This is a genomic window from Pseudomonas sp. AN-B15 (assembly GCF_019056475.1).
Taxonomy (GTDB): Bacteria; Pseudomonadota; Gammaproteobacteria; order Pseudomonadales; family Pseudomonadaceae; genus Aquipseudomonas; species Aquipseudomonas parakoreensis.
In genome coordinates, this window is sequence record NZ_CP049737.1 from 646,493 (window position 1) to 669,147 (window position 22,655).

The window sequence follows — 22,655 nt, forward strand, 5'->3', positions numbered from 1 at the left end:
CACGACATGCGGATTTTTCGTATATCCGCACGTCATGTGCCTGCGTTAGTCTGACCGTTCCCTGCTGTCTGCCGAGCTTTCCATGCCTGACCTGCTAGACCGCTACCCGCGCACTGCGGGCACTTATCACGAACTGCTGGATGACAGCGGGGAAGTGCGCCCGCACTGGCGGCGGCTGTTCGATCAATTGCAGCGCAGCACCCCGGCGCAACTGGTGCAGCGGCAGGCGTTGCTCGCCCGACAGATTCAGGAAAACGGGGTCACTTATAACGTCTACGCCGATCCGAAGGGCGCTGACCGACCGTGGGAGCTGGACCTGCTGCCGCATGTGATCGCTGCTGATGAATGGCAGCACCTGTCGGCAGGGATTGCCCAACGTGCGCGTTTGCTCAACGCGGTACTGGCGGATCTGTACGGGCCGCAGCGGCTGATCCGCGAAGGGCTGTTGCCGGCGGAGCTGGTGTTCGGCCACAACAATTTTCTCTGGCCCTGTCAGGGCATCGCGCCACCGGAAGAGGCGTTTCTGCATCTGTATGCCGTGGACCTGGCGCGCACGCCGGACGGGCGCTGGTGGGTTACGGCGGATCGTACCCAAGCCCCCTCGGGCGCCGGTTATGCGCTGGAAAACCGCACCATCGTTTCGCGGGCGTTTCCCGAGCTGTACCGCGATCTGAAAGTGCAGCACCTGGCCGGATTCTTTCGCACCCTGCAGGAAACCCTCGCGCGTCAGGCGCCGTGTGCTGACGACGCGCCGCTGGTGGTGTTGCTCACGCCAGGGCGCTTCAACGAAAGCTACTTCGAACATCTTTATCTGGCGCGTCAGCTCGGTTATCCGCTGGTGGAGGGCGGCGACCTGACGGTGCGCGACGCCACGGTGTACCTGAAAACCCTCAGCGGTCTGCGCCGGGTGCACGCGATCATGCGCCGGCTCGACGATGACTTCTGCGACCCGCTGGAGCTGCGCACCGACTCGGCACTCGGGGTGCCCGGCTTGCTGGAAGCGGTGCGTCAGGGCCGGGTGCTGGTGGCCAATGCGTTGGGCAGCGGCGTGCTGGAGTCGCCGGGATTGCTCGGATTTCTGCCGAAGATCAATCAGTACCTGTTCGGCGAAGAACTGCTGCTGCCGTCCATCGCCACCTGGTGGTGCGGCGAAGCGCCGGTGCTGGCGCAGGCGCTGGAAAAACTGCCGGAGCTGCTGATCAAACCGGCGTTCCCCTCACAAAGCTTCGCGCCGGTATTCGGCCGCGATCTGAGTGAACCACAGCGTCAGGCGCTCGCCGAGCGCATGCAGGCGCGGCCATACGCCTACGTCGCGCAAGAGTTGGCGCAGCTGTCCCAGGCGCCGATCTGGCAAGCCGAAGACGGCCAGTTGCAACCGCGAGCCATCGGCATGCGCATGTACGCCGTGGCCAGTCGCGATGGCTATCGCGTGCTGCCCGGTGGCCTGACCCGGGTCGCCGCCGAGGCCGATGCCGAAGTGGTGTCGATGCAGCGCGGCGGGGCGAGCAAGGACACCTGGGTGCTGGGCGAGCGTGCGCCGAGTGGCGAACAATGGAAGACCCAGCGCAACGTCGGCGTACACGATCTGGTGCGCCGCGATCCGTACCTGCCCTCGCGGGTGGTGGAGAACCTGTTCTGGTTCGGCCGTTACTGCGAGCGTTGTGACGACAGTGCGCGACTGCTGCGGATCATGCTCGCGCGGTATGTCGATGGTGATGATCCGCAAGCCTTGCAGGCCGCCGTGGCGCTGGGCGAGCGTCTGATGTTGCTGCCGGAGGAGGGCGAGTTGCCGGAGCGCCTGCTGGCGGCGCTGCTCGGCGAGGACTGGTCGTTCAGCCTGCGCTCCAACCTGCAGCGCTTGCAGTGGGCGGCCTCGCAGGTGCGCGGCAAGCTTTCGCGGGAGAACTGGCAGGCGTTGGTCGAGTTGCAGCGCGAGGCGCTGGAACTGGACACCGAGGAGCCGGACTTCGGCGAGTTGCTGGATTTCCTCAACCGGCTGGTGATGTCACTGGCGGCGTTGTCCGGGTTTGCCCTCGACGACATGACCCGCGACGAAGGTTGGCGCTTTCTGATGATCGGCCGGCGCATCGAACGTTTGCAGTTTCTCAGCAGCAGTCTGGCGGCGTTTCTGCGCGGTGCCGGGGCGTTCGATCAGGCCGGGCTGGAATGGCTGCTGGAACTGGGCAACAGCAGTATCACCTACCGTTCGCGGTACCTGGCGGTGGCGCAGTTGATTCCGGTGCTCGACCTGTTGCTGCTGGATGAGCAGAACCCGCATGCGGTGCTGTTTCAGTTGAAACTGGTGACCCGCACGTTAAAACGCCTGAACGATGATTTCGGTGTGCCTCGTGAGGCCGGGCTGGCGCAATTGGTCGAGCGTCTGGCGCGGTTCGATCTGGGCTGTCTGGAGAACCCGCTGTTCGGGGAGAACAGCGTGCGTGCGGCACTCGACGGTCTGGCGGATCTGCTGCAAGCGATTGCCGAGGCCAGCGCTCAGGTGTCCGATCGTCTGGCGCTGCGCCACTTTGCCCATGTCGATGATGTCAGCCAGCGCACGGTGTCCGTCTGATGAGCGCCCTTTACCAGATCCTCCACGACACCTGTTACCACTACGACAGCCCGGTGTCGCTGGCGCAGCAATTGGCGCACCTGTGGCCGCGTGAGTGCGCATGGCAGCGCTGCACCGAGCAGCAATTGCTGATCAGCCCGCAGCCGACCACGCGGCGGGATGAGCTGGATGTGTTCGGCAATCCGCTGACCCGGCTGGCCTTCGAGCGCCCGCACGACGAGTTGCAGGTCAACGCCCGGCTCACGGTTGAGGTGCTGGCGCGGCCACTGGCGGATTTCAGTCTGTCCCCGGCGTGGGAGCAGACGCGCAACGCGCTGACCTACAGCAGCCAGCCGTTGTCCGCCGAAATGCTGGAGGCTTGTCGCTATCGCTTTCAGTCGCCCTACGTGCATTTGAAGCGCAGCTTCGTCGAATTCTCCGAAAGCTGTTTTCCTCCGGGCAAACCCTTGTTGCTGGGCGTGCAGGCTTTGATGCAGAAGATTTTCAGCGAGTTCACTTTCGACGCCGAGGCGACGCAAGTGGCGACACCGCTGGTCGAGGTGCTGGAGCGCCGGCGTGGCGTTTGTCAGGACTTCGCGCATCTGATGCTCGCTTGCGTGCGCTCGCGAGGGCTGGCAGCGCGCTACATCAGTGGTTATCTGCTGACCCAGCCGCCGCCGGGCCAGCCACGGCTGATCGGCGCTGATGCTTCACATGCGTGGGTGTCGGTGTTCTGTCCGGTATCGGGCTGGGTGGATTTCGATCCGACCAACAACGTGCAGCCGGCGCTGGAGCACATCACCCTGGCGTGGGGCCGGGATTTTTCCGATGTGTCGCCGTTGCGCGGGGTGATTCTGGGGGGCGGTTCGCATGATCCGGAAGTGCGGGTCACGGTGATGCCATTGGAGTAGGGAATTTCACTGGCGGGAGCCAATGTGGCGAGGGAGCTTGCTCCCGCTCGACTGCGAAGCAGTCGCAAAACAATTTGGGGTCGCTGCGCAACCCAGCGGGAGCAAGCTCCCTCACCACAGATCGCTCCCTCCGGGAGCGAATCAGCAATCAGCTCAGGCGTCGGGCGCCTGGTCTTTCGGTGCATCAACATCATCATCGTTGTCAGTCGCCACTTCCCCGTCAGGGTTCAGTGCCGCTTCTTCAGCCATCTGTTTCTTGCGCTGAAGCTTTTCCTCTTTCTTCTGTTCCTTTGCCAGGTCTCGTTGACGTTTGGCGAAGGAGTAATTGGGTTTGGCCATGGGCGATCCTCTGGGGTCGAAGGTGAGGTTGAGCGGCGCGTATTCTGCCCTGTATCGGTGCCTGGCGGTTAGCCGGGTTTTTGGTCGACCCACTTGGGCGTGACGGTCGGCTTCCACTGATCGAGGGCGTCGAGCAGGGTTTGGGGCGATTCGCTCACTTGCAGCATGTCACGGTGTGGCGCGCGAACGAAGCCTTCGCCGACGATATGGTCGAGAAAAGCCGTGAGTTTGCTGTAAAAACCGTTCACTTCCAGCAGCCCCAGCGGTTTGCCGTGGTAGCCGAGCTGACCCCAGGTCCAGACTTCGAACAGCTCTTCCAGCGTGCCGAGGCCGCCGGGCAACGCGATGAACGCATCGCTCAGCTCGGCCATGCGCGCCTTGCGCGCGTGCATGCCATCGACCACTTCGAGACGGGTCAGGCTTTTGTGGCCGATTTCCTTGTCCATCAGGCTTTGCGGAATGATCCCGATCACTTCGCCGCCAGCGGCCAGCGCGGCGTCCGCCACCAGGCCCATCAGGCCCACGGCGCCACCGCCGTAAACCAGCGTCAGATGACGCTCGGCCAGCGCGCGGCCAAGGGCCTTGGCGGCTTCGGTGTAAGCCGGATCAGTGCCGGCGTTGGCACCGCAAAAAACACAAACGGATGTGAGAGACATGCCTTCCTCCTGGGTCAATCCGTCACAGGGTAATGGCTGGCACGCCTTGATCCAAGGACTAAACTTCGCGTTCCGGTGATTCAAAGGTACCGCTGGCGCCACAGGCGTAGGCGGCGAGCAAACTGCACAACAGACCGTTAAAGAACATGACAGGCACTCCGTTTCAGTAGATGCGCCGATCATAGGCCCGGCCGGAAAATCTGGCCGGTAGATTGTTTCGATGAGTGTCATAGCCTGAAAGTTGTATACAATTTTTGACTCAAGTCATAGGAACTTGCGAAGATTTCAGGCAGTCTTTCCATCATTCGTGTTTTTGTTAACCCTGCCTTGGAGATTCACCATGTTTTCCAAAGTTGTTGCGGTATCCCTGCTGGCGCTGGCCAGCAGCCAATTGATGGCTGCCGAGTGCAAAACCACCGTTGATTCCACCGATCAGATGTCCTTCAACACCCAGTCGATCGTGATCGACAAGAGCTGCAAGACGTTCACCGTTGAACTGACCCACTCCGGCAGCCTGCCGAAGAACGTCATGGGTCATAACCTGGTGGTCAGCAAAACCGCTGACATGCAGCCGATCGCCACCGACGGCCTGGCCGCTGGCATCGATAAGAACTATCTGAAAGACGGCGACGAGCGCGTTATCGCTCACACCAAGATCATCGGTGCCGGCGAGAAAGACTCGCTGACCATCGACGTATCGAAGCTGACCGCAGGCACTGACTACGGCTTCTTCTGCTCGTTCCCGGGCCACATCTCGATGATGAAAGGCACCATTGCCGTGAAGTAATGGCTGCAGGCACAAAAAAAGCGTCCCTCGGGACGCTTTTTTTGTTTTCTGTAGGAGCTGCCGCAGGCTGCGATCTTTTGAGGTTGTTTTTGATGATCAAAAGATCGCAGCCTCGTTTCACTCGACAGCTCCTACAGGGGTTTTCAACTTACGGCGCAAACGGCATGACCCGTTTGTGATGGGTCTTGTTGTAGGTGTTGACGATGATGTCGAACGCTTCCTGACGTACCGGCTCGCCGTGCAGGAAGGCGTCGATCTCGGCGTAGGTCACGCCGTGGGACGCTTCGTCCGGTTTGCCCGGCGACAGGTCTTCCAGATCCGCGGTCGGCACTTTTTCCACCAGCGATTCAGGCGCGCCGAAGCTGCGGGCAATCGCCCGGACCTGGTTTTTCACCAGACCGCTGAGCGGGGCCAGGTCGCAGGCGCCGTCGCCGAACTTGGTGAAGAAGCCCATCACCGCTTCCGCCGCGTGGTCGGTGCCGATCACCAGCCCGTGGGCCGCGCCGGCGATGGTGTACTGGGCGACCATGCGCATCCGCGCCTTGGTGTTGCCGAGCACGAAATCCACCGACACCGCGTGTTTGCCTTCGAACGCCGCCACTTCACTGGCCAGCGACTTCACTGCCGGGCCGATGTTGACCGTGTGGCGCTCGTCCGGGGCGATGAAATCCACCGAAGCCTGGGCGTCGTGTTCATCGAACTGGGTTTCGTACGGCAGGCGCACGGCAATGAACTTGTAGGCGTTGTCGCCAGTGCGCTCGCGCAGCTCACGCATGGCACGCTGGGCCAAGAGACCGGCGGTCAGCGAGTCGACACCGCCGCTGATGCCCAGCACCAGGGTCTTGAGGCCGGAATTGACCAGGCAATCCTGGATAAAGGTGATGCGTCGGGCGACTTCCGCTTCGAGGGCCTGATGCCCGGCGAATGGCGGTTGCACCTTGAGCTGTTCAGCAATCTCACGCTGTACGGCTTGCATGAATTCACTCCTTGCTAGATAGGCTGGAAACGGCAGGAACCTGGAACACATGTCGCAAATAGGCGACGAAATTCGGGTCTTTACAGTGAGTCTTGCCGGGCTCGTCGGAGATCTTCGCCACCGGCTGGCCGTTACAGGCGGTCATTTTAAGCACGATGCTCATCGGTTCGACACCCGGAATGTCACAGGTCAGGTTGGTGCCGATGCCAAAGCTGACGTTGATCCGCCCGTGCAGCGCGCGAAAGATCTCCAGCGACTTGGGCAGGGTCAGGCTGTCGGAGAACACCAGAGTCTTGCTCATCGGGTCGATGCCGAGCTTGTGGTAGTGAGCGATGCATTTTTCGCCCCACTGCACCGGATCCCCGGAGTCGTGGCGCAGACCATCGAAGAGCTTGGCAAAGAACAGGTCGAAGTCGCCGAGGAAGGCGTCGGTGGTGATGCAGTCGGTGAGCGCAATCCCGAGCAAACCACGGTACTCACGCACCCAGCAGTCGAGGGCGGCGATCTGGCTGTCGATCAGCCGCGGGCCGAGTTGCTGGTGGGCCATGATCCATTCATGGGCCATGGTGCCCAGCGGTTTCATGTCCAGTTCGCGGGACAAGTGCACGTTGCTGGTGCCGACGAAGCGCCCGGGGAAATCGTGCTTGAGCACGTTCACCACTTCTTCCTGCACGCGATACGAAAAACGCCGACGGGTGCCGAAATCGGCGACCTGCAATTGCGCCAGTTCGTCGGCCGAGGCGTTGGCGCTGAGCCAGTCGAACTTGCGATACAGCTGCTCACGCGCCTGCACCAGTTCGATTTCACGGTAGCGATAGCGGTTGCGCACTTCGCTGACGATCGCCAGCAGCGGCACTTCGTACAGGATCACATGCAGCCACGGGCCGCGCAGACGAATGAACAACTCGCCGTTCTCGATGCCGGTGTGCAAATAGCGCAGGTTGAAACGGAACAGACCGAGAAAGCGCAGGAAATCCGGTTTCAGAAAGGTGATGCGCTCGAGAAAGCTCAACTGGTCGGCGCTCAGGCTCAGCTCGGCCAGACGCTCGATCTGGTAGCGGATTTCGGCCAGATACGGCCGCAGATCCTCACTGTTACGGCAACGAAACTCCCATTCGACTTCGACGTTGGGGTAGTTGTGCAGCACCGCCTGCATCATCGTCAGTTTGTAGAAGTCGGTGTCGAGCAGGTTCTGCACGATGCGATCGGCAAACACACTCTCGCTCATAAACGGGGTCTCCAGGTGCACCGCGCAAGGCGCGTGATCAATCAATGACGCTAGTGGCGCATATCAGCGGTGGGGATTGCCAGTAATTTTTGGCAGGTGAAGATCATTTGTGATGAGGGGATTTATCCCCGATCGACTGCGCAGCAGTCGTCGCTCTTGAGTTTTGGGGCCGCTGCGCAACCCGTCGGGGATAAATCCCCTCGCCACAGGATAGTGCTCAGACCGCAGGGCTATCGATCTGCTCCAGCATCCACTTCACAAAATCGCGCACCTTCGGCACTTCCGCCGCATGCTCCGGGTAGGCCAGGTAATAGGCGTCGGAACTCGGCATTGCATGCTGCCAGGGAATGACCAGTTTGCCGTCGGCCAATTCCTCTTCCACCAGAAACCGTGGCAGCAGCGCCACGCCGCAGCCGACCTGGGCGGCGCGGATGCACATGTAAAAGGTTTCGAAACGCGGCCCGTGATAGCTGTGTTCGGTGTGGTAACCCTGACTGTCGAACCAATCATGCCAGGCCTGTGGCCGCGAGGCGTTTTGCAGCAGCACCAGATCGGTCAGTTGCGTCGGGTCGGTGAAGGGCTGATCCGGCAGGCTGCCGGGCGCGCAGACCGGCACCAGCTCTTCGCCGAACAGCTTCAGGCATTCGGTGCCGGGGCGCGAGCCCTGGCCGAAATAGAACGCCAGATCGCTGCGCCCTTGCAGCAAGTCATCTGCCTCCTGTTCGTTGCACAAGTCGAGATGGATCGACGGATGGCGCAGACGCCAGCCTTTCAGACGCGGAACCAGCCAGCGCGCGCCGAAGGTCGAAGGCGTAGAAACGCGCAGGACTTCGGTCTCGCCGCCGTAGGAACGCAGGTAATGCGTGGACATTTCCACCTGAGTGAGGATTTTTCGGACTTCCACCAGGTACAAATCCCCGGCTGGGGTCATCTGCAAACGCCGACGCACCCGGCGGAAAAGCAAGTGCTGCAACAATTCCTCAAGCTGTGCCACTTGCTTGCTGACAGCGCTCTGGGTCAGGTTCAGCTCTTCGGCGGCCCGGGTGAAGCTCAGGTGCCGGGTCACGGCCTCGAAGCACTGCAGCGCGGTGATCGACGGCAGGTGGCGTTTGTTCAGCATGGGTGATCCTTTTTCTTGTCTTTCTATGCGCAGCATGAATAAACGGAATGATATCTCGCGTAAAGGTCGTTTGTTGCCTTGCCTTCGGGAAGCTACAACTAAAGGCCTGCCCGGTCGTGAACATTCGGCCGCACACATTCAGTTTTTCGCTTGAGGAGTGACCCATGGTTGCCGCATTGCTTGATCGTCTTGGTGTGAACTCGGCCCTGTACCAGAACGGCAAAGTGCCGGTGCATTCGCCCATCGACGGCAGCCGCATCGCCGCCGTGAACTGGGAAGGCCCGGCCGAAGTCGAGCAGCACATCAGTCGCGCAGATCATGCGTTCGAGCAGTGGCGCAAGGTGCCGGCACCGCGTCGCGGTGAGCTGGTGCGTCAATTCGGCGAAGTGCTGCGCGAATACAAGGCTGACCTCGGCGAGCTGGTGTCGTGGGAAGCGGGCAAGATCACCCAGGAAGGCCTCGGTGAAGTGCAGGAGATGATCGACATCTGCGACTTCGCCGTCGGCCTATCGCGTCAACTGTACGGCTTGACCATCGCCTCGGAGCGCCCGGGCCACCACATGCGTGAAACCTGGCATCCGCTGGGCGTGGTCGGCGTGATCAGTGCGTTCAACTTCCCGGTCGCAGTGTGGGCGTGGAACACCACGCTGGCGCTGGTCTGCGGCAACCCGGTGGTGTGGAAACCGTCGGAGAAGACGCCGCTGACCGCACTGGCTTGCCAGGCATTGTTCGACCGTGTGGTGAAGAACTTCACCGATGCGCCGGCGCACCTGTGCCAGGTGATCATCGGTGGTCGTGACGCTGGCGAAGCGCTGGTGGATGACCCGCGTGTCGCGCTGATCAGCGCCACCGGCAGCACCCGCATGGGCCGCGAAGTGGCGCCGAAAGTCGCCGCGCGTTTCGCCCGCAGCATTCTTGAGCTGGGCGGCAACAACGCGATGATCCTCGGCCCGAGCGCCGATCTGGACATGGCCGTGCGCGCCATCCTGTTCAGCGCGGTCGGCACCGCCGGTCAGCGTTGTACCACCCTGCGTCGCCTGATTGCCCATGAGTCGGTGAAGGAAGAAATCGTCACCCGCCTCAAAGCCGCGTACGCCAAGGTGCGCATCGGCCATCCGCTGGAAGGCAATCTGGTCGGCCCGCTGATCGACAAACACAGCTACGAAAACATGCAGGACGCGCTGGAACAGGCACTGAGCGAGGGCGGGCGGGTATTCGGCGGCAAGCGTCAGCTCGAAGAGCAGTTCCCCAACGCCTACTACGTGTCGCCGGCCATTGTCGAAATGCCGGAACAGAGCGACGTGGTCTGCAGCGAAACCTTCGCGCCGATTCTCTATGTGGTCGGCTACAGCGACTTCCAGGAAGCGCTACGCCTGAACAACGCGGTACCGCAAGGCCTGTCGTCGTGCATCTTCACCACCGACGTGCGCGAGGCCGAGCAGTTCATGTCGGCGGTCGGCAGTGACTGCGGCATCGCCAACGTCAACATCGGCCCGAGCGGCGCGGAAATCGGCGGCGCATTCGGTGGCGAGAAAGAGACCGGTGGCGGTCGTGAATCGGGTTCCGACGCCTGGCGCGCGTACATGCGTCGGCAGACCAATACCGTGAACTACTCGCTGGAGTTGCCGCTGGCGCAGGGGATTACCTTCGACTGAGTTTGGAATGACGCAGATCCTGGGAGCGGGCTTTTGTGGAGAGGGGATTTATCCCCGATGGGCTGCGCAGCGGCCCCAAAACATGCAATCGCGGAGTTTCAGATACACCGCATGCACTGGTTTTACGGTTGCTATGCAACCGATCGGGGATAAATCCCCTCGCCACAGGGCTTTATCCCACAGGATCAGCAGTGTGTTTGGCAGGTTTCTGTTGGAGTCTGGCAATGCCGTTACGCGAAGAATGTCTGTGGGAAAAACTCACGCCGCAGCGCCCGGATAACGCCGCGCTACGGGGCGAGGTCAAAGTCGATGTCTGCGTGATCGGCGCCGGGTTTACCGGGTTGTCGGCGGCGCTGCATCTGTTGGAAAAAGGCAAAAGCGTCTGCGTGCTGGAAGCGCATCGCGCAGGTCACGGCGGCTCCGGGCGCAACGTCGGGCTGGTCAACGCCGGCATGTGGATCCCGCCGGACGAGATCGAGGCCGGGTTCGGCGAGGCGGTCGGCAGCCAGCTCAACCGCATGCTCGGGGCGGCGCCGGCGCTGGTGTTCAGCCTTGTGGATAAATACAACATCGATTGCCAGTTGCGCCGCGAAGGCACCCTGCACATGGCGCACAACGCCAAGGGCGAAGCGGATCTGCGCAGTCGCGAGCAACAATGGAAGCGTCGCGGGGCGCCCGTCGAGTTGCTCACCGGCAAGGCCTGCGAGCAAGCCACCGGTACGCAAAAGATCGCTGCCGCGCTGCTCGACCGCCGCGCCGGCACGCTCAACCCGATGGCCTATGTCACCGGACTGGCCAACGCGGTGAAAGGGCTGGGCGGGCAGATGTTCGATCATTCGCCGGTGAGCCGTCTCGAGCGCGTGGGCCAGCAATGGTCAGTGCAGACCGAGCACGGTTCGGTGCTCGCCGAGCAAGTGGTGATCGCCTCCAACGCCTACACCGAGGGCGACTGGACCGAACTCAAGCGCAACTTCTTCCCCGGTTACTACTATCAGGTCGCCTCGGTGCCGCTGACCGAAGACGCCGCCCATGACATTCTCCCCGGCGGGCAAGGCTCGTGGGACACGCGGCAGGTATTGAGCAGCATTCGCCGCGACAAGGATGGCCGGTTGTTGCTCGGCAGTCTGGGCAACGGCAACCAGAAACCGGCGTGGTTCCTCAAGGCCTGGGCCGATCGGGTGCAGCAGCATTACTTCCCCAACCTGAAACCGGTGGAGTGGGAGTGCACCTGGACCGGGCGCATCGCCTTTACCCCCGATCACCTGATGCGGCTGTTCGAGCCGGCGCCGGGACTGGTGGCCGTCACCGGTTACAACGGTCGCGGCGTGACCACTGGCACTGTGGTCGGCAAAGCCTTCGCCGACTATCTGTGTAACGGAAATCCTCAAGCCTTGCCGATCCCCTTCGCACCGATGCAGCCCCTGGCCGGTGTCGGCCTGCGCAGTTGCCTGTACGAGGCCGGGTTCTCGCTGTATCACGCGGGCCAGTGCCTGCGCATCGTCATCTGAGTGTTGAAATATGTTGCTTAACACGGCGCTTTTGCGCGTAGCGACTAGCCTGTAATGGTGCGGGTTGTAGCAGTCCCGCACCAGCAGTGTGCAGTTCGGTGACGCGAGCTGTTACAGGCTGGTTGCACGTCGTTTGGTGCCGCGGTTGCAATGATGGCGCAAGCGGGTTGCGCCTGAGATTTAAAAAGGTTTCACCTTCCGCGGTTTAGACGGTTGCACGCCCAATGAAAATGGGAACGAAACAGTCGAAATAACAAGAAAGCAGCGACTTTTTGAAGAATAAAAAACCGATGGCACGGCGCTTGCTCAGAGCATTCAGTGAAGTGAAGTCGCAGTGCCAACTAAAAAAACCTTGGAGCACCACCTCATGTCCCAGACGTTTTACAAGAAAGGCTTTCTGGCCCTCGCAGTGGCTACTGCGCTGGGTGTTTCTGCGTTTGCTCAAGCTGATGTGAAAATCGGTGTAGCGGGTCCAATGACTGGCGCCAACGCGGCATTTGGCGAGCAGTACATGAAGGGTGCACAGGCGGCGGCGGACGCGGTCAACGCGGCGGGTGGCGTCAACGGCGAGAAAATCGTACTGGTCAAGGGCGATGACGCCTGCGAACCGAAACAGGCAGTGACAGTCGCCAAGGATCTGGTCAACCAGAAGGTAGCCGGCGTGGTCGGTCACTTCTGCTCTTCCTCCACCATTCCAGCGTCGGAAATCTACGACGAAGCCGGTGTTATCGCGATCACCCCGGGTTCCACCAACCCGCAAGTGACCGAGCGCGGCCTGAGCGCCATGTTCCGTATGTGCGGGCGTGATGACCAGCAAGGCATCGTCGCGGGCGATTACATTGTCGATGTGCTCAAGGGCAAGAAAGTCGCCGTGCTGCACGACAAGGACACCTACGGTCAGGGCCTGGCCGATGCGACCAAGGCTCAACTGGAAAAGCGTGGCGTGAAGCCGGTGCTGTATGAAGGCCTGACCCGTGGCGAGAAAGACTTCAGCGCCGTGGTCACCAAGATCCGTGCGGCCGGTGCCGACGTGGTCTACTTCGGCGGCCTGCACCCGGAAGCCGGGCCGCTGGTCAAGCAACTGCGCACCGAAGGCCTGAAAGACGTGAAGTTCATGTCTGACGACGGCATCGTCACCGACGAACTGGTGACCACCGCCGGTGGCCCGCAATACGTTGACGGTGTGCTGATGACCTTCGGCGCCGACCCACGTCTGCTGCCAGACAGCAAGACCGTGGTCGATGCGTTCCGCAAGGCCGGCACCGAACCTGAAGGCTACACCCTGTACGCCTACGCGTCGGTTCAGACCCTGGCGGCCGCCTTCAACGGCGCTAAATCCAACAGTGGCGAAAAAGCCGCCGAATGGCTCAAGGCCAACCCGGTGAAAACCGTGATGGGTGAGAAGGCCTGGGACAAGAAAGGCGACCTGAAAGTGTCCGACTACGTGGTTTACCAGTGGGACGCGAGTGGCAAATACCATCAGCTGGAAAAACAGAAGTAAGGGCTGACGCGATCAGCTTGATCCCCACCAATACCTGTGGGAGCGGGCTTGCCCGCGATGGCGTCAGGTCAGTCGACACACAGGTTGGCTGATCCGCCGCTATCGCTGGCAAGCCAGCTCCCACAGGAGATCGGTGGGTCTGGGCTTATCGCGCTCTGACATTGCTCCGACGTAAATCTGTATTTTTCCTAGAAGAACCGCCCGCCCCGGCGGGCAGGTTCTCATTGCGTGAGATTGCGTTATGGATGGTATTTTCCTGCAGCAACTGGTCAACGGCCTGACCCTCGGGTCGGTCTATGGCCTGATCGCCATCGGCTACACAATGGTCTACGGCATCATCGGCATGATCAACTTCGCCCACGGCGAGGTTTACATGATTTCCGCTTACCTGGCGGCAATCAGTCTGGCTCTGCTGGCTTACTTCGGTATCGAATCCTTCCCGCTGTTGATGCTCGGCACGCTGGTGTTCACCATCGTCGTCACTGGCGTCTATGGCTGGGTAATCGAACGCGTCGCCTACAAACCTCTGCGCAACTCCACCCGACTGGCACCGCTGATCAGTGCCATCGGCATCTCCCTGATCCTGCAGAACTATGCCCAGATCAGCCAGGGCGCCCGCCAACAGGGTGTTCCAACGTTGCTCACCGGTGCCTGGCGCATCGACGTCGGCAGCGGTTTCGTTCAGTTGACCTACACCAAGATCTTCATTCTGTTGGCCGCGTTCGTCGGCATGGGCCTGCTGACCTACGTGATCAAGTACACCAAGCTCGGCCGCATGTGCCGCGCCACCCAGCAAGACCGCAAGATGGCCTCGATCCTGGGGATCAACACCGACCGGGTGATTTCCTACGTGTTCATCATCGGTGCAGCGATGGCGGCTCTGGCCGGCGTGCTGATCACCATGAACTACGGCACGTTCGACTTCTACGCAGGCTTCGTCATCGGCATCAAGGCGTTCACCGCCGCAGTGCTCGGCGGGATCGGCTCACTGCCCGGCGCGATGCTCGGCGGGATCATTCTCGGGATCTCCGAGTCGCTGTTCTCGGGCCTGGTCAACTCCGACTACAAAGACGTGTTCAGCTTCTCGCTGCTCGTACTTGTTCTGGTCTTCCGGCCTCAGGGCCTGTTGGGCCGTCCTCTTGTGTCGAAGGTGTAAGCGATGTCTTCAACCACTCAAAAAAACATCGATATCAAAAAAAGCCTGGTTGAGGCGATTCTGGCCGGCCTTATTGCCTTGATCGTGTTCGGCCCGATTGTCGGTGTCGTGCTCGACGGCTACAGCTTCAACCTCGAACCAACCCGCGTGGCCTGGATCATCGGCATTGTCATGATCGGCCGCTTTGCCTTGAGCCTGTTTCTGCAGACGCCCAAGGGCCTGAAGATCCTCGACGGATTCGAGAGCACCGGTTCCGGTGTGCATGTGCTGCCTGCCGATCACAAATCACGCCTGCGCTGGATCATTCCACTGCTGATTGTGCTGGCGGTGATTGTGCCGTTTGTCTCCAACTCGTACCTGCTGGGCGTGGTCATCCTCGGGCTGATCTACGTGCTGCTGGGGCTGGGGCTGAACATCGTGGTTGGCCTCGCCGGTCTGCTCGACCTCGGTTACGTGGCGTTCTACGCCATCGGTGCCTACGGTCTGGCGCTCGGTTATCAATACCTCGGGCTGGGCTTCTGGACTGTGCTGCCGCTGGCGGCGATCACCGCGGGCCTGGCCGGCTGCATCCTCGGTTTTCCGGTGCTGCGTCTGCACGGTGACTATCTGGCCATCGTGACCCTGGGCTTCGGTGAAATCATCCGCCTGATCCTCAACAACTGGCTGTCGCTGACCGGCGGGCCGAACGGCATGCCGGCGCCCTTGCCGACGTTCTTCGGCCTGGAATTCGGCAAGCGGGCCAAGGATGGCGGGGTACCGTTCCATGAGTTTTTCGGCATCGCCTACAACCCGGACGTGAAGTATTACTTCATCTATACGGTGTTGTTCCTGGTGGTGCTGGCCGTGCTGTACATCAAGCATCGTCTGGTGAAAATGCCGGTGGGTCGCGCCTGGGAAGCCTTGCGCGAAGATGAAATCGCCTGCCGCTCGATGGGCCTGAACCACGTACTGGTCAAGCTCTCGGCGTTCACCATCGGTGCGTCGACCGCAGGTCTGGCCGGGGTGTTCTTCGCCACCTATCAAGGCTTCGTCAACCCGACCTCGTTCACCTTCTTTGAATCGGCGCTGATCCTCGCCATCGTCGTGCTCGGCGGCATGGGCTCGACCATCGGCGTGGTGATCGCCGCATTCGTGCTCACGGTTGCTCCGGAACTGCTGCGCGGCTTCGCTGAATATCGCGTGTTGCTGTTCGGCATCCTGATGGTGTTGATGATGATCTGGCGACCTCGGGGGCTGATCCGCATCAGCCGTACCGGGGTCACTCCACGCAAAGGTGCCATTCACTATGAGAGGACTGCGCCATGAGTGAAGTCGTACTCTCTGTGGAAAAACTGATGATGCACTTCGGTGGCATCAAGGCCCTGAGCGATGTCAGCCTCAAGGTCAAACGCAACTCGATTTTTGCCCTGATCGGGCCGAACGGTGCCGGCAAGACCACGGTGTTCAACTGCCTGACCGGGTTCTACAAGGCCTCCGGCGGCAAGATCGAACTCAACGTGCGCGGCAAGCAGACCAACGTCATCCAGTTGCTGGGCGAGTCGTTCAAACCGACCGACTTCGTCTCGCCGAAAAGCTTCCTCAGTCGCCTGTATTACAAGATGTTTGGTGGCACGCATCTGGTGAACCGCGCCGGTCTGGCCCGGACCTTCCAGAACATTCGCCTGTTCAAGGAAATGTCGGTGCTGGAAAACCTGCTGGTGGCGCAGCACATGTGGGTCAACCGCAACATGCTCGCCGGCATCCTCAACACCAAGGGCTACCGCAAAGCGGAAAGCGATGCGCTGGACTGCGCGTTCTACTGGCTGGAAGTGGTCGATCTGGTGGACTGCGCCAACCGCCTGGCCGGTGAGCTGTCTTACGGTCAGCAACGTCGTCTCGAGATCGCCCGGGCCATGTGCACGCGGCCGCAGATCATCTGCCTCGACGAACCGGCCGCCGGCCTCAACCCTCAGGAAACCGAAGCGCTCAGCGCGATGATCCGGCTGCTGCGCGACGAGCATGATCTGACCGTGGTGCTGATCGAACACGACATGGGCATGGTCATGAGCATTTCCGACCACATCGTGGTGCTGGATCACGGCGTGGTCATCGCCGAAGGCGGGCCCGATGCGATTCGCAACGATCCGAAAGTGATTGCCGCCTATCTGGGCGCCGACGAAGAGGAACTGGTATGAGCAAACCGATCCTCGAGCTCAAAGACCTGGACGTGTTCTATGGCCCGATCCAGGCCCTCAAAGGCGTGTCGCTTGAGATCAACGAAGGCGAGACGGTCAGCCTGATCGGCTCCAACGGCGCGGGCAAATCGACGCTGCTGATGTCGATCTTCGGCCAGCCACGGGCGGCGGGCGGACAGATCCTCTATCAAGGCATCGACATCACCCACAAGTCCTCGCACTACATCGCCTCCAATGGCATCGCGCAGTCGCCGGAAGGGCGGCGGGTGTTCCCCGACATGACCGTCGAGGAAAACCTGCTGATGGGCACCATCCCGATTGGCGACAAGTACGCCAAAGAGGACATGCAGCGCATGTTCGAACTGTTCCCGCGGCTCGAAGAGCGCCGCACTCAGCGGGCGATGACCATGTCCGGCGGCGAACAGCAAATGCTCGCCATTGCCCGCGCCTTGATGAGTCGGCCGAAGCTGTTGTTGCTTGATGAACCGAGCCTGGGCCTGGCGCCGATCGTGGTGAAACAGATCTTCGCCACCTTGCGTGAACTGGCGAAAACCGGCATGACCATTTTCCTCGTCGAGCAGAACGCCAACCATGCGTTGAAGCTGTCGGACCGCGCGTATGTGATGGTCAATGGCGAAATTCGCCTGACCGGTACCGGTAAAGAGCTGCTGGTGAACGAGGAGGTGCGTAACGCTTATCTGGGCGGGCACTGATTCGATCGTTGTCATGCACAGCCCCGGCGACGCGAGTCCCGGGGCTTTTTACATCTCAAGTTCACACATATCCCCTGTAGGAGCTGCCGAAGGCTGCGATCTTTTGATCCTAAAAACAACATCAAAAGATCGCAGCCTTCGGCAGCTCCTACAGAATTCGTCTTCAAGATCAAGTCGATTCTGAAATTGTGGAAAACAAATTCCCATCGCTGTCAAAGCGCGACATATAGACGCTGCAAATGGCTGTTTTTTCACAGTTTTGACTTGTCCCCGTTTGCTGTGGAGCTGGCTGTGAATAACGTGGGAGTAGCTGGCTGAAGCCCTTGTGTGACGTGGCTTGCAGGCGGGTGATCGCTTTTTGATCAGGCGTTTTTGCGGGAGCCGAAGACGCTGTTGTCAACCTTTTTCTGGGCCGCGCAGTAGAGGCAAATCCATGTGAACAAGCCTGTGGATAAGTCTGTGACTAAACTCTGGAAAGACCGCGCTGAGGGCCGTAATTACTGGCCTCGCGCAATCACCGCGCTGACCGGCCGGTCGTACAAAATGCCATCTCCGGCACAACCGCGGCTTCAGGGTCAAGCAAAAAACTTTCTATTTCCCGCGCAAAGCCTTGTGTGGCGCGGCTTTGCGCGTTTCTACTTGCCCCCGGAAACTGTGGAAGGGATTGTGGATAACGTGCGTGCACATGGCTACAGGCCACGGCAGGTATGGCGTAGCGACGGTTGATCAAAATTTGATCGGAATATGTCCCGGTGCGGGTGTTGCTCGTAAATGCCGGGCCGGGCATGCTGGCTGCTGATTTTCTATTCCAATGGCTGCGCTGGCGGCCGACGCAAGGAGAACACGATGTCCAACACCCTGTTTATTACCGGCGCAACCTCCGGTTTTGGTGAAGCCTGTGCCCGTCGTTTCGCCGAGGCTGGCTGGAAACTGGTGTTGACCGGTCGTCGTGCAGAGCGTCTGAATGCCCTGTGCGCCGAACTGTCGGAGCAGACTGAAGTGCATGGCCTGGTACTCGATGTACGTGACCGCAAGGCGATGGAAGAGGCAATTGCCAATCTGCCGCCGTCGTTCGCCAAGCTGCGTGGCTTGATCAACAACGCCGGGCTGGCGCTGGGCGTCGATCCTGCACCGAAATGCGACCTCGACGACTGGGACACCATGGTCGACACCAACGTCAAAGGCCTGATGTACAGCACCCGCCTGCTGTTGCCACGGTTGATCGCTCACGGCCGTGGCGCCGGCATCGTCAACCTCGGCTCCATCGCCGGTAACTATCCGTACCCGGGCAGCCACGTGTATGGCGCGACCAAGGCGTTCGTCAAGCAATTCTCGCTGAACCTGCGCTGCGACCTGCAGGGCACCGGCGTGCGCGTCAGCAACATCGAGCCGGGCCTGTGCGAAAGCGAGTTCTCGCTGGTGCGTTTTGCCGGTGACCAGGAACGCTACAACGCCACCTACGCCGGTGCCGAGCCGATCCAGCCGCAGGACATCGCCGAAACGATTTTCTGGGTGCTCAACGCGCCAGCACACATCAACATCAACAGCCTGGAGCTGATGCCGGTGAGCCAGACCTGGGCGGGGTTTGCCATCGAGCGTAACAAGGCGTAAGACCGCATAATGGCCATCGCTGGCAAGCCAGCTCCCACAGGATCGTCGATATACATAAATCTTGTAATCGACTCGGTACCTGTGGGAACTGGCTTGCCAGCGATGAGGCCGTAACAGGCAAAACATGGCGATAAGGTAAACTCATCCCTCAACAACCCCACCGCACCCCGCGGTTCAAGGGTTTTTAGAGGAGGCTACGTGAGTAACCGAGGTGAGCAGTCGCTGCTCAAACAATCGACCATCCTGATGTTCGCGGTGTCGATTGCCGGGATCGTCACCGGTTTTGTTTCAGGTTCGCAATCCATCCTTTTCGATGGCTTTTTCTCGCTGATCGCAACGTTCATCAAAGTACTGATGTTGATCACCGCCAGGTTGATCGCCAAAGAAAGCAATCATCGCTTCCAGTTCGGTTTCTGGCATCTGGAGCCGATGGTGCTGCTGATCGAAGGCAGTTTCCTGCTGTTGATCGCCATCTATGCGTTTCTTAACGGTGTGTTCGGCATCATCAACGGCGGCCGCGACATCGAGTTGGGGCTGGTGATCATTTATGCGGCGGTATTTACCGTCGTTGAGTTCGCTTACTTCTTCTACGTGCGTCGGCGCAATCGCAAACTCAAGTCCAGCCTGATCCAGTTCGACAACATCAGCTGGCTGGTGGACGCGATGCTCTCGGTCGGCCTGTTGATCAGTTTTCTCGCCGCGCTGCTGCTCAAGGCCCAAGGCTTTGAGGAGTGGGCGAAGTTTGTTGACCCGCTGATCCTGATCGTCCTGGCGCTGACCATGTTGCCGCCGGCGTTCAAGATCCTCGGCCCGGCGCTGCGCGATGTGCTGGGTATTGCCCCGGACACGCTGGATGACCAGGTGCGTCAGGTCATGGAAGCGGCGAAGGTCGAACACGGTTTCGACGATTACGTGACCTACGTGCAGAAGCACGGGCGAGCGCGGTTTATCGAGATTCATGTGGTGTTGCCGGCGAATTACCGGTTGGATAGCGTTGGGCAACTGGATGCGTTGCGGGAGGAGATTTCGGCGCAGTTGGGCGAGCCGGATGCGGCGCGCTGGTTGACCATCAGCTTTACCGGCGACAAGAAGTGGATTGCCTGATTCAGAGCTGCTGAATCGCCTGTGGCGAGCGATCTTGCTCGCGCTGGGCTGCGAAGCGGCCCCGGATTTTTGTGAGTGCTGCGCACTCAAGCGGGAGCAAGCTCCCTCGCCACAGGATAAGTTCAGTCATTCAGTTCAGGTATTCAGCCAGCCCGCTATAACATGTCGCCAAGTGATAAGGCGTGGTCGAAGGCATGTCCTTGCGGCTGACCTCGCCCAGTTCATCCCGGCACTCATGCCACCCGCCCGCATGCAGAAAACGCTGCTGCAGCGCCTGCAACTGGCGCAGCACCGCGGCTTCGCTGTCCGGACGCAAGGTCAGGGCGCGCAAATATTCTGCCTGTGCCCAGATGCGCTGGGTCGAATCTTTCGGTCGTCCATCCCGTTGCAGATCGAGCATCGCCCGCACCGCGCCTGAAGCGTGTTCAACGCCAAATTGCTCGGTGAAAGCGAACGCCCGGTCCAGCGCCGCGTGCAGTTTCGAGCCGCGCAGCAGTGATGACGACTCCAGCAGGAAATACCATTCGAACTGATGCCCTGGCTCGTACCAGTTATCCACAGCTCCCAGCGGTTTCTCCATCAGTACGCCGTGCTGTGGATCGACGAAGTGTTGCTGCATGCCTGTGCATAACTTGACGAGCGCGTGCTGCGTTGCCGCATCCTCGCGCACGGCGAGGGTGGCGAGGAACGCTTCGGCCAGGTGCATCAGCGGGTTTTGCAGCGGACCGCTTTGCAGGTTGCTCCAGTCGCGGTCCAGGTACGCTTCGTACAAGCCATCGCCGGTGGCGAAGCGCTGGCCGATCACTTCCAGTGCAGCGTTGAGCGTGGATTCCACCAGAGGCTCGCGGGACTTGGCCCAGTAATGGGCGCAGGCGAACAGGATGAAGGCGTGGGTGTAGAGGTCTTTGCGCTGATCCAGCGGCTGGCCTTGCGCGTCGATGCTGTAGAACCAGCCGCTGTGCTCGGCATCATGGAAGTGCCGTTGCAGCGAGCGGAACAGCGCGGCGGCGCGCACCTCGGCGTTATCCACAACCCCGATCAGGCTGGAAAACAGGTACAGCTGCCGTGCGCAGGCCATCGCCCGGTAGCGTTGCGGTGGCAAGGGTTGATGCGTCGCGTCGAGTGCCTCGTAAGGCAGCGCCATGTCGGCGTTCCAGCCCGGGCCTTGCCAGAGCGGCACGATCACGTTCAGAAAGTGCTGTTGCACATCGCTGAACAGGGCGGTCAATTCGGGCAGGGAGGTGGAGCGGCAAGCATGGGGCATTGGCGGACGTCGTCACGGCTGGGGCGATTGCGCGACATGGTAGCAGAGAGACTGCTGTTAGAGTCTCGGTGTCTGATCGGCCGTCATCGCTGGCAAGCCAGCTCCCACAAGGATTGTTATCATCCACAAACCTGTGGGAGCTGGCTTGCCAGCGATGAGGCCGGTTCAGGCGGTATAGATCAGCCGGCCAGCAACCAGGCGCCAGTCACCGCCGAAGCAGCACCTGCCACTCGCACCAACGGCGCAGCAGCCTGCGGCAGAACACGAACCACGGCATAACCCGCCGCATGCAACGCCGCCGTCGCCGCGACAAAACCGGCGGCATACGCCCACGGACTGCTCATGTCCGGCAGCTCCAGGCCGTGCGCCACACCATGGAACAACGCAAACAGTGCCGTCGCCGCCACCGCCATTACCAGCGGTGGACGCACCGCCAGTGCCACCGCCAGACCCAGCGCCAGCACCGAGGCGGCGATCCCGCTTTCCAGCGCCGGCAGCTCCAGCCCTTCAAAACCGAGCATGCCGCCGATCAGCATGGTGCCGACGAAGGTGCACGGCAGCGCCCAACGCGCCGCACCTTGTTGCTGCGCCGCCCACAGGCCGACCGCAATCATCGCCAGCAAGTGGTCGAGGCCGCCGATCGGGTGGCTGATACCGGCGACCAGCCCACTGTCGCCGTGGCCCGGGTGGGCGAAGGCGAGGGCCGGGGTCAGCAGCAGCGCCACGGCGCCGAGAATGCGTTTGAGTGTCATGGAGAAGCTTCCTTGTTGGTCAATGAATCAGGCGGCGTTCAGCAGGCCTTGGCGTTCGATGAAGGCAATGATGTCGTCCAGGCCCTGTCCGGTTTTCTGGTTGCTGAAGACGAACGGCTTGCCGTTGCGCATGCGCTGGGTGTCGCTGTTCATCATTTCCAGCGACGCGCCGACCAGCGGCGCCAGATCGATCTTGTTGATCACCAGCAGATCGGACTTGCAGATCCCCGGCCCGCCCTTGCGCGGCAGCTTGTCGCCGGCAGAGACGTCGATCACGTAAATGGTCAGGTCTGACAGCTCCGGGCTGAAGGTTGCCGACAGGTTGTCGCCACCGGATTCCACCAGAATCAGGTCCAGCCCCGGAAAGCGTCGGTTCAGTTGATCGACGGCTTCGAGGTTGATCGAGGCGTCCTCGCGGATTGCCGTGTGCGGGCAGCCGCCGGTTTCCACGCCGATGATCCGCTCCGGTGCCAGCGCTTCGTTGCGCACCAGAAAGTCGGCGTCTTCGCGGGTGTAGATGTCGTTGGTGACGACGGCCAGGTTGTAGCGATCACGCAGCGCCAGGCACAGGGCCAGGGTCAATGCGGTTTTGCCGGAACCGACCGGGCCGCCGATGCCGACGCGCAGGGGTTGTGTGTTCATGGTTTGTTCT

At 61.0% G+C, this 22,655-nt stretch carries 20 protein-coding genes; 12 read left to right on the forward strand and 8 right to left on the reverse strand.

The window, feature by feature from the left end; translation table 11 throughout:
- Positions 1-82 precede the first annotated feature (82 nt).
- Positions 83-2,569: a circularly permuted type 2 ATP-grasp protein gene (locus GTQ41_RS02830; protein ID WP_047290991.1), complete on the forward strand. Its 2,487-nt coding sequence runs from the start codon at positions 83-85 to the stop codon at positions 2,567-2,569.
- On the forward strand, positions 2,569-3,459 hold the full coding sequence (locus GTQ41_RS02835; protein ID WP_047290992.1) for a transglutaminase family protein: 891 nt from the start codon (positions 2,569-2,571) through the stop codon (positions 3,457-3,459). Before GTQ41_RS02830 ends, GTQ41_RS02835 begins: the two co-directional genes overlap by 1 nt.
- A 153-nt stretch (positions 3,460-3,612) precedes the next feature.
- Here the strand turns inward: GTQ41_RS02835 and GTQ41_RS02840 are convergent, their stop codons facing one another.
- Together GTQ41_RS02840 and GTQ41_RS02845 are read right to left on the reverse strand one after the other, a co-directional pair.
- Positions 3,613-3,798: a hypothetical protein gene (locus GTQ41_RS02840; RefSeq protein ID WP_025111839.1), complete on the reverse strand. Its 186-nt coding sequence runs from the start codon at positions 3,796-3,798 to the stop codon at positions 3,613-3,615.
- A 68-nt stretch (positions 3,799-3,866) separates the two neighbouring features.
- Positions 3,867-4,454: a TIGR00730 family Rossman fold protein gene (locus GTQ41_RS02845; RefSeq protein ID WP_047290993.1), complete on the reverse strand. Its 588-nt coding sequence runs from the start codon at positions 4,452-4,454 to the stop codon at positions 3,867-3,869.
- Positions 4,455-4,794: 340 nt separating this feature from the next.
- Between GTQ41_RS02845 and azu the strand changes: the two genes are divergently transcribed.
- The gene (azu, locus tag GTQ41_RS02850; RefSeq protein ID WP_047290994.1) at positions 4,795-5,241 is read left to right on the forward strand and encodes an azurin; all 447 of its coding nucleotides are present in this window, start codon (positions 4,795-4,797) and stop codon (positions 5,239-5,241) included.
- Positions 5,242-5,389: 148 nt separating this feature from the next.
- Here the strand turns inward: azu and nadE are convergent, their stop codons facing one another.
- From nadE to GTQ41_RS02865, 3 genes are all read right to left on the reverse strand, one after another.
- A complete protein-coding gene (gene nadE, locus GTQ41_RS02855; protein ID WP_047290995.1) occupies positions 5,390-6,217 on the reverse strand; it encodes an ammonia-dependent NAD(+) synthetase in 828 nt (275 codons plus the stop codon).
- A 4-nt stretch (positions 6,218-6,221) separates the two neighbouring features.
- Positions 6,222-7,445 carry a nicotinate phosphoribosyltransferase gene (gene pncB / locus GTQ41_RS02860; protein ID WP_041065644.1) on the reverse strand — a complete coding sequence of 408 codons (1,224 nt, stop codon included), beginning with the start codon at positions 7,443-7,445 and terminating at the stop codon, positions 6,222-6,224.
- Positions 7,446-7,662: 217 nt separating this feature from the next.
- Positions 7,663-8,565: a LysR family transcriptional regulator gene (locus GTQ41_RS02865; protein ID WP_047290996.1), complete on the reverse strand. Its 903-nt coding sequence runs from the start codon at positions 8,563-8,565 to the stop codon at positions 7,663-7,665.
- A gap of 164 nt (positions 8,566-8,729) precedes the next feature.
- Between GTQ41_RS02865 and GTQ41_RS02870 the strand changes: the two genes are divergently transcribed.
- From GTQ41_RS02870 to GTQ41_RS02910, 9 genes are all read left to right on the forward strand, one after another.
- On the forward strand, positions 8,730-10,220 hold the full coding sequence (locus GTQ41_RS02870) for an aldehyde dehydrogenase family protein (protein WP_047290997.1): 1,491 nt from the start codon (positions 8,730-8,732) through the stop codon (positions 10,218-10,220).
- A gap of 224 nt (positions 10,221-10,444) precedes the next feature.
- A complete protein-coding gene (locus tag GTQ41_RS02875) occupies positions 10,445-11,728 on the forward strand; it encodes an FAD-binding oxidoreductase (RefSeq protein WP_047290998.1) in 1,284 nt (427 codons plus the stop codon).
- A 367-nt stretch (positions 11,729-12,095) separates the two neighbouring features.
- Positions 12,096-13,229, forward strand: coding sequence for an ABC transporter substrate-binding protein (locus GTQ41_RS02880; RefSeq protein ID WP_041065631.1), 1,134 nt, complete (start codon positions 12,096-12,098; stop codon positions 13,227-13,229).
- A gap of 241 nt (positions 13,230-13,470) precedes the next feature.
- Positions 13,471-14,385, forward strand: a complete 915-nt coding sequence (locus GTQ41_RS02885) for a branched-chain amino acid ABC transporter permease (protein ID WP_047290999.1) — start codon at positions 13,471-13,473, stop codon at positions 14,383-14,385.
- Between the two features lie 3 nt (positions 14,386-14,388).
- Positions 14,389-15,690 carry a high-affinity branched-chain amino acid ABC transporter permease LivM gene (gene livM / locus GTQ41_RS02890; protein ID WP_041065627.1) on the forward strand — a complete coding sequence of 434 codons (1,302 nt, stop codon included), beginning with the start codon at positions 14,389-14,391 and terminating at the stop codon, positions 15,688-15,690.
- Positions 15,687-16,559 (forward strand): ABC transporter ATP-binding protein, encoded by an 873-nt coding sequence (locus GTQ41_RS02895; RefSeq protein WP_041065624.1) that lies wholly within the window; start codon positions 15,687-15,689, stop codon positions 16,557-16,559. Before livM ends, GTQ41_RS02895 begins: the two co-directional genes overlap by 4 nt.
- Positions 16,556-17,272, forward strand: coding sequence for an ABC transporter ATP-binding protein (locus GTQ41_RS02900; protein ID WP_041065619.1), 717 nt, complete (start codon positions 16,556-16,558; stop codon positions 17,270-17,272). Before GTQ41_RS02895 ends, GTQ41_RS02900 begins: the two co-directional genes overlap by 4 nt.
- 846 nt (positions 17,273-18,118) lie before the next feature.
- Positions 18,119-18,883, forward strand: a complete 765-nt coding sequence (locus GTQ41_RS02905; protein ID WP_047291000.1) for an SDR family oxidoreductase — start codon at positions 18,119-18,121, stop codon at positions 18,881-18,883.
- Between the two features lie 198 nt (positions 18,884-19,081).
- Positions 19,082-19,987: a cation diffusion facilitator family transporter gene (locus tag GTQ41_RS02910; protein ID WP_047291001.1), complete on the forward strand. Its 906-nt coding sequence runs from the start codon at positions 19,082-19,084 to the stop codon at positions 19,985-19,987.
- A 130-nt stretch (positions 19,988-20,117) separates the two neighbouring features.
- Here the strand turns inward: GTQ41_RS02910 and GTQ41_RS02915 are convergent, their stop codons facing one another.
- The 3 genes from GTQ41_RS02915 to ureG all read right to left on the reverse strand — a co-directional run bounded on the left by GTQ41_RS02915 (position 20,118) and on the right by ureG (position 22,645).
- The gene (locus GTQ41_RS02915) at positions 20,118-21,251 is read right to left on the reverse strand and encodes an AGE family epimerase/isomerase (RefSeq protein WP_047291002.1); all 1,134 of its coding nucleotides are present in this window, start codon (positions 21,249-21,251) and stop codon (positions 20,118-20,120) included.
- A gap of 179 nt (positions 21,252-21,430) precedes the next feature.
- The gene (locus GTQ41_RS02920) at positions 21,431-22,003 is read right to left on the reverse strand and encodes a HupE/UreJ family protein (protein WP_047291003.1); all 573 of its coding nucleotides are present in this window, start codon (positions 22,001-22,003) and stop codon (positions 21,431-21,433) included.
- A 27-nt stretch (positions 22,004-22,030) separates the two neighbouring features.
- On the reverse strand, positions 22,031-22,645 hold the full coding sequence (gene ureG, locus GTQ41_RS02925; protein WP_047291004.1) for an urease accessory protein UreG: 615 nt from the start codon (positions 22,643-22,645) through the stop codon (positions 22,031-22,033).
- Positions 22,646-22,655: the final 10 nt, after the last annotated feature.

Bases quoted from the DNA above. Each gene is read 5' to 3' on its own strand.
- GTQ41_RS02830 (WP_047290991.1), top strand. From the start codon at position 83: ATGCCTGACCTGCTAGACCGCTACCCGCGCACTGCGGGCACTTATCAC.
- GTQ41_RS02835 (WP_047290992.1), top strand. From the start codon at position 2,569: ATGAGCGCCCTTTACCAGATCCTCCACGACACCTGTTACCACTACGAC.
- GTQ41_RS02840 (WP_025111839.1), bottom strand. From the start codon at position 3,798: ATGGCCAAACCCAATTACTCCTTCGCCAAACGTCAACGAGACCTGGCA.
- GTQ41_RS02845 (WP_047290993.1), bottom strand. From the start codon at position 4,454: ATGTCTCTCACATCCGTTTGTGTTTTTTGCGGTGCCAACGCCGGCACT.
- azu (WP_047290994.1), top strand. From the start codon at position 4,795: ATGTTTTCCAAAGTTGTTGCGGTATCCCTGCTGGCGCTGGCCAGCAGC.
- nadE (WP_047290995.1), bottom strand. From the start codon at position 6,217: ATGCAAGCCGTACAGCGTGAGATTGCTGAACAGCTCAAGGTGCAACCG.
- pncB (WP_041065644.1), bottom strand. From the start codon at position 7,445: ATGAGCGAGAGTGTGTTTGCCGATCGCATCGTGCAGAACCTGCTCGAC.
- GTQ41_RS02865 (WP_047290996.1), bottom strand. From the start codon at position 8,565: ATGCTGAACAAACGCCACCTGCCGTCGATCACCGCGCTGCAGTGCTTC.
- GTQ41_RS02870 (WP_047290997.1), top strand. From the start codon at position 8,730: ATGGTTGCCGCATTGCTTGATCGTCTTGGTGTGAACTCGGCCCTGTAC.
- GTQ41_RS02875 (WP_047290998.1), top strand. From the start codon at position 10,445: ATGCCGTTACGCGAAGAATGTCTGTGGGAAAAACTCACGCCGCAGCGC.
- GTQ41_RS02880 (WP_041065631.1), top strand. From the start codon at position 12,096: ATGTCCCAGACGTTTTACAAGAAAGGCTTTCTGGCCCTCGCAGTGGCT.
- GTQ41_RS02885 (WP_047290999.1), top strand. From the start codon at position 13,471: ATGGATGGTATTTTCCTGCAGCAACTGGTCAACGGCCTGACCCTCGGG.
- livM (WP_041065627.1), top strand. From the start codon at position 14,389: ATGTCTTCAACCACTCAAAAAAACATCGATATCAAAAAAAGCCTGGTT.
- GTQ41_RS02895 (WP_041065624.1), top strand. From the start codon at position 15,687: ATGAGTGAAGTCGTACTCTCTGTGGAAAAACTGATGATGCACTTCGGT.
- GTQ41_RS02900 (WP_041065619.1), top strand. From the start codon at position 16,556: ATGAGCAAACCGATCCTCGAGCTCAAAGACCTGGACGTGTTCTATGGC.
- GTQ41_RS02905 (WP_047291000.1), top strand. From the start codon at position 18,119: ATGTCCAACACCCTGTTTATTACCGGCGCAACCTCCGGTTTTGGTGAA.
- GTQ41_RS02915 (WP_047291002.1), bottom strand. From the start codon at position 21,251: ATGCCCCATGCTTGCCGCTCCACCTCCCTGCCCGAATTGACCGCCCTG.
- GTQ41_RS02920 (WP_047291003.1), bottom strand. From the start codon at position 22,003: ATGACACTCAAACGCATTCTCGGCGCCGTGGCGCTGCTGCTGACCCCG.
- ureG (WP_047291004.1), bottom strand. From the start codon at position 22,645: ATGAACACACAACCCCTGCGCGTCGGCATCGGCGGCCCGGTCGGTTCC.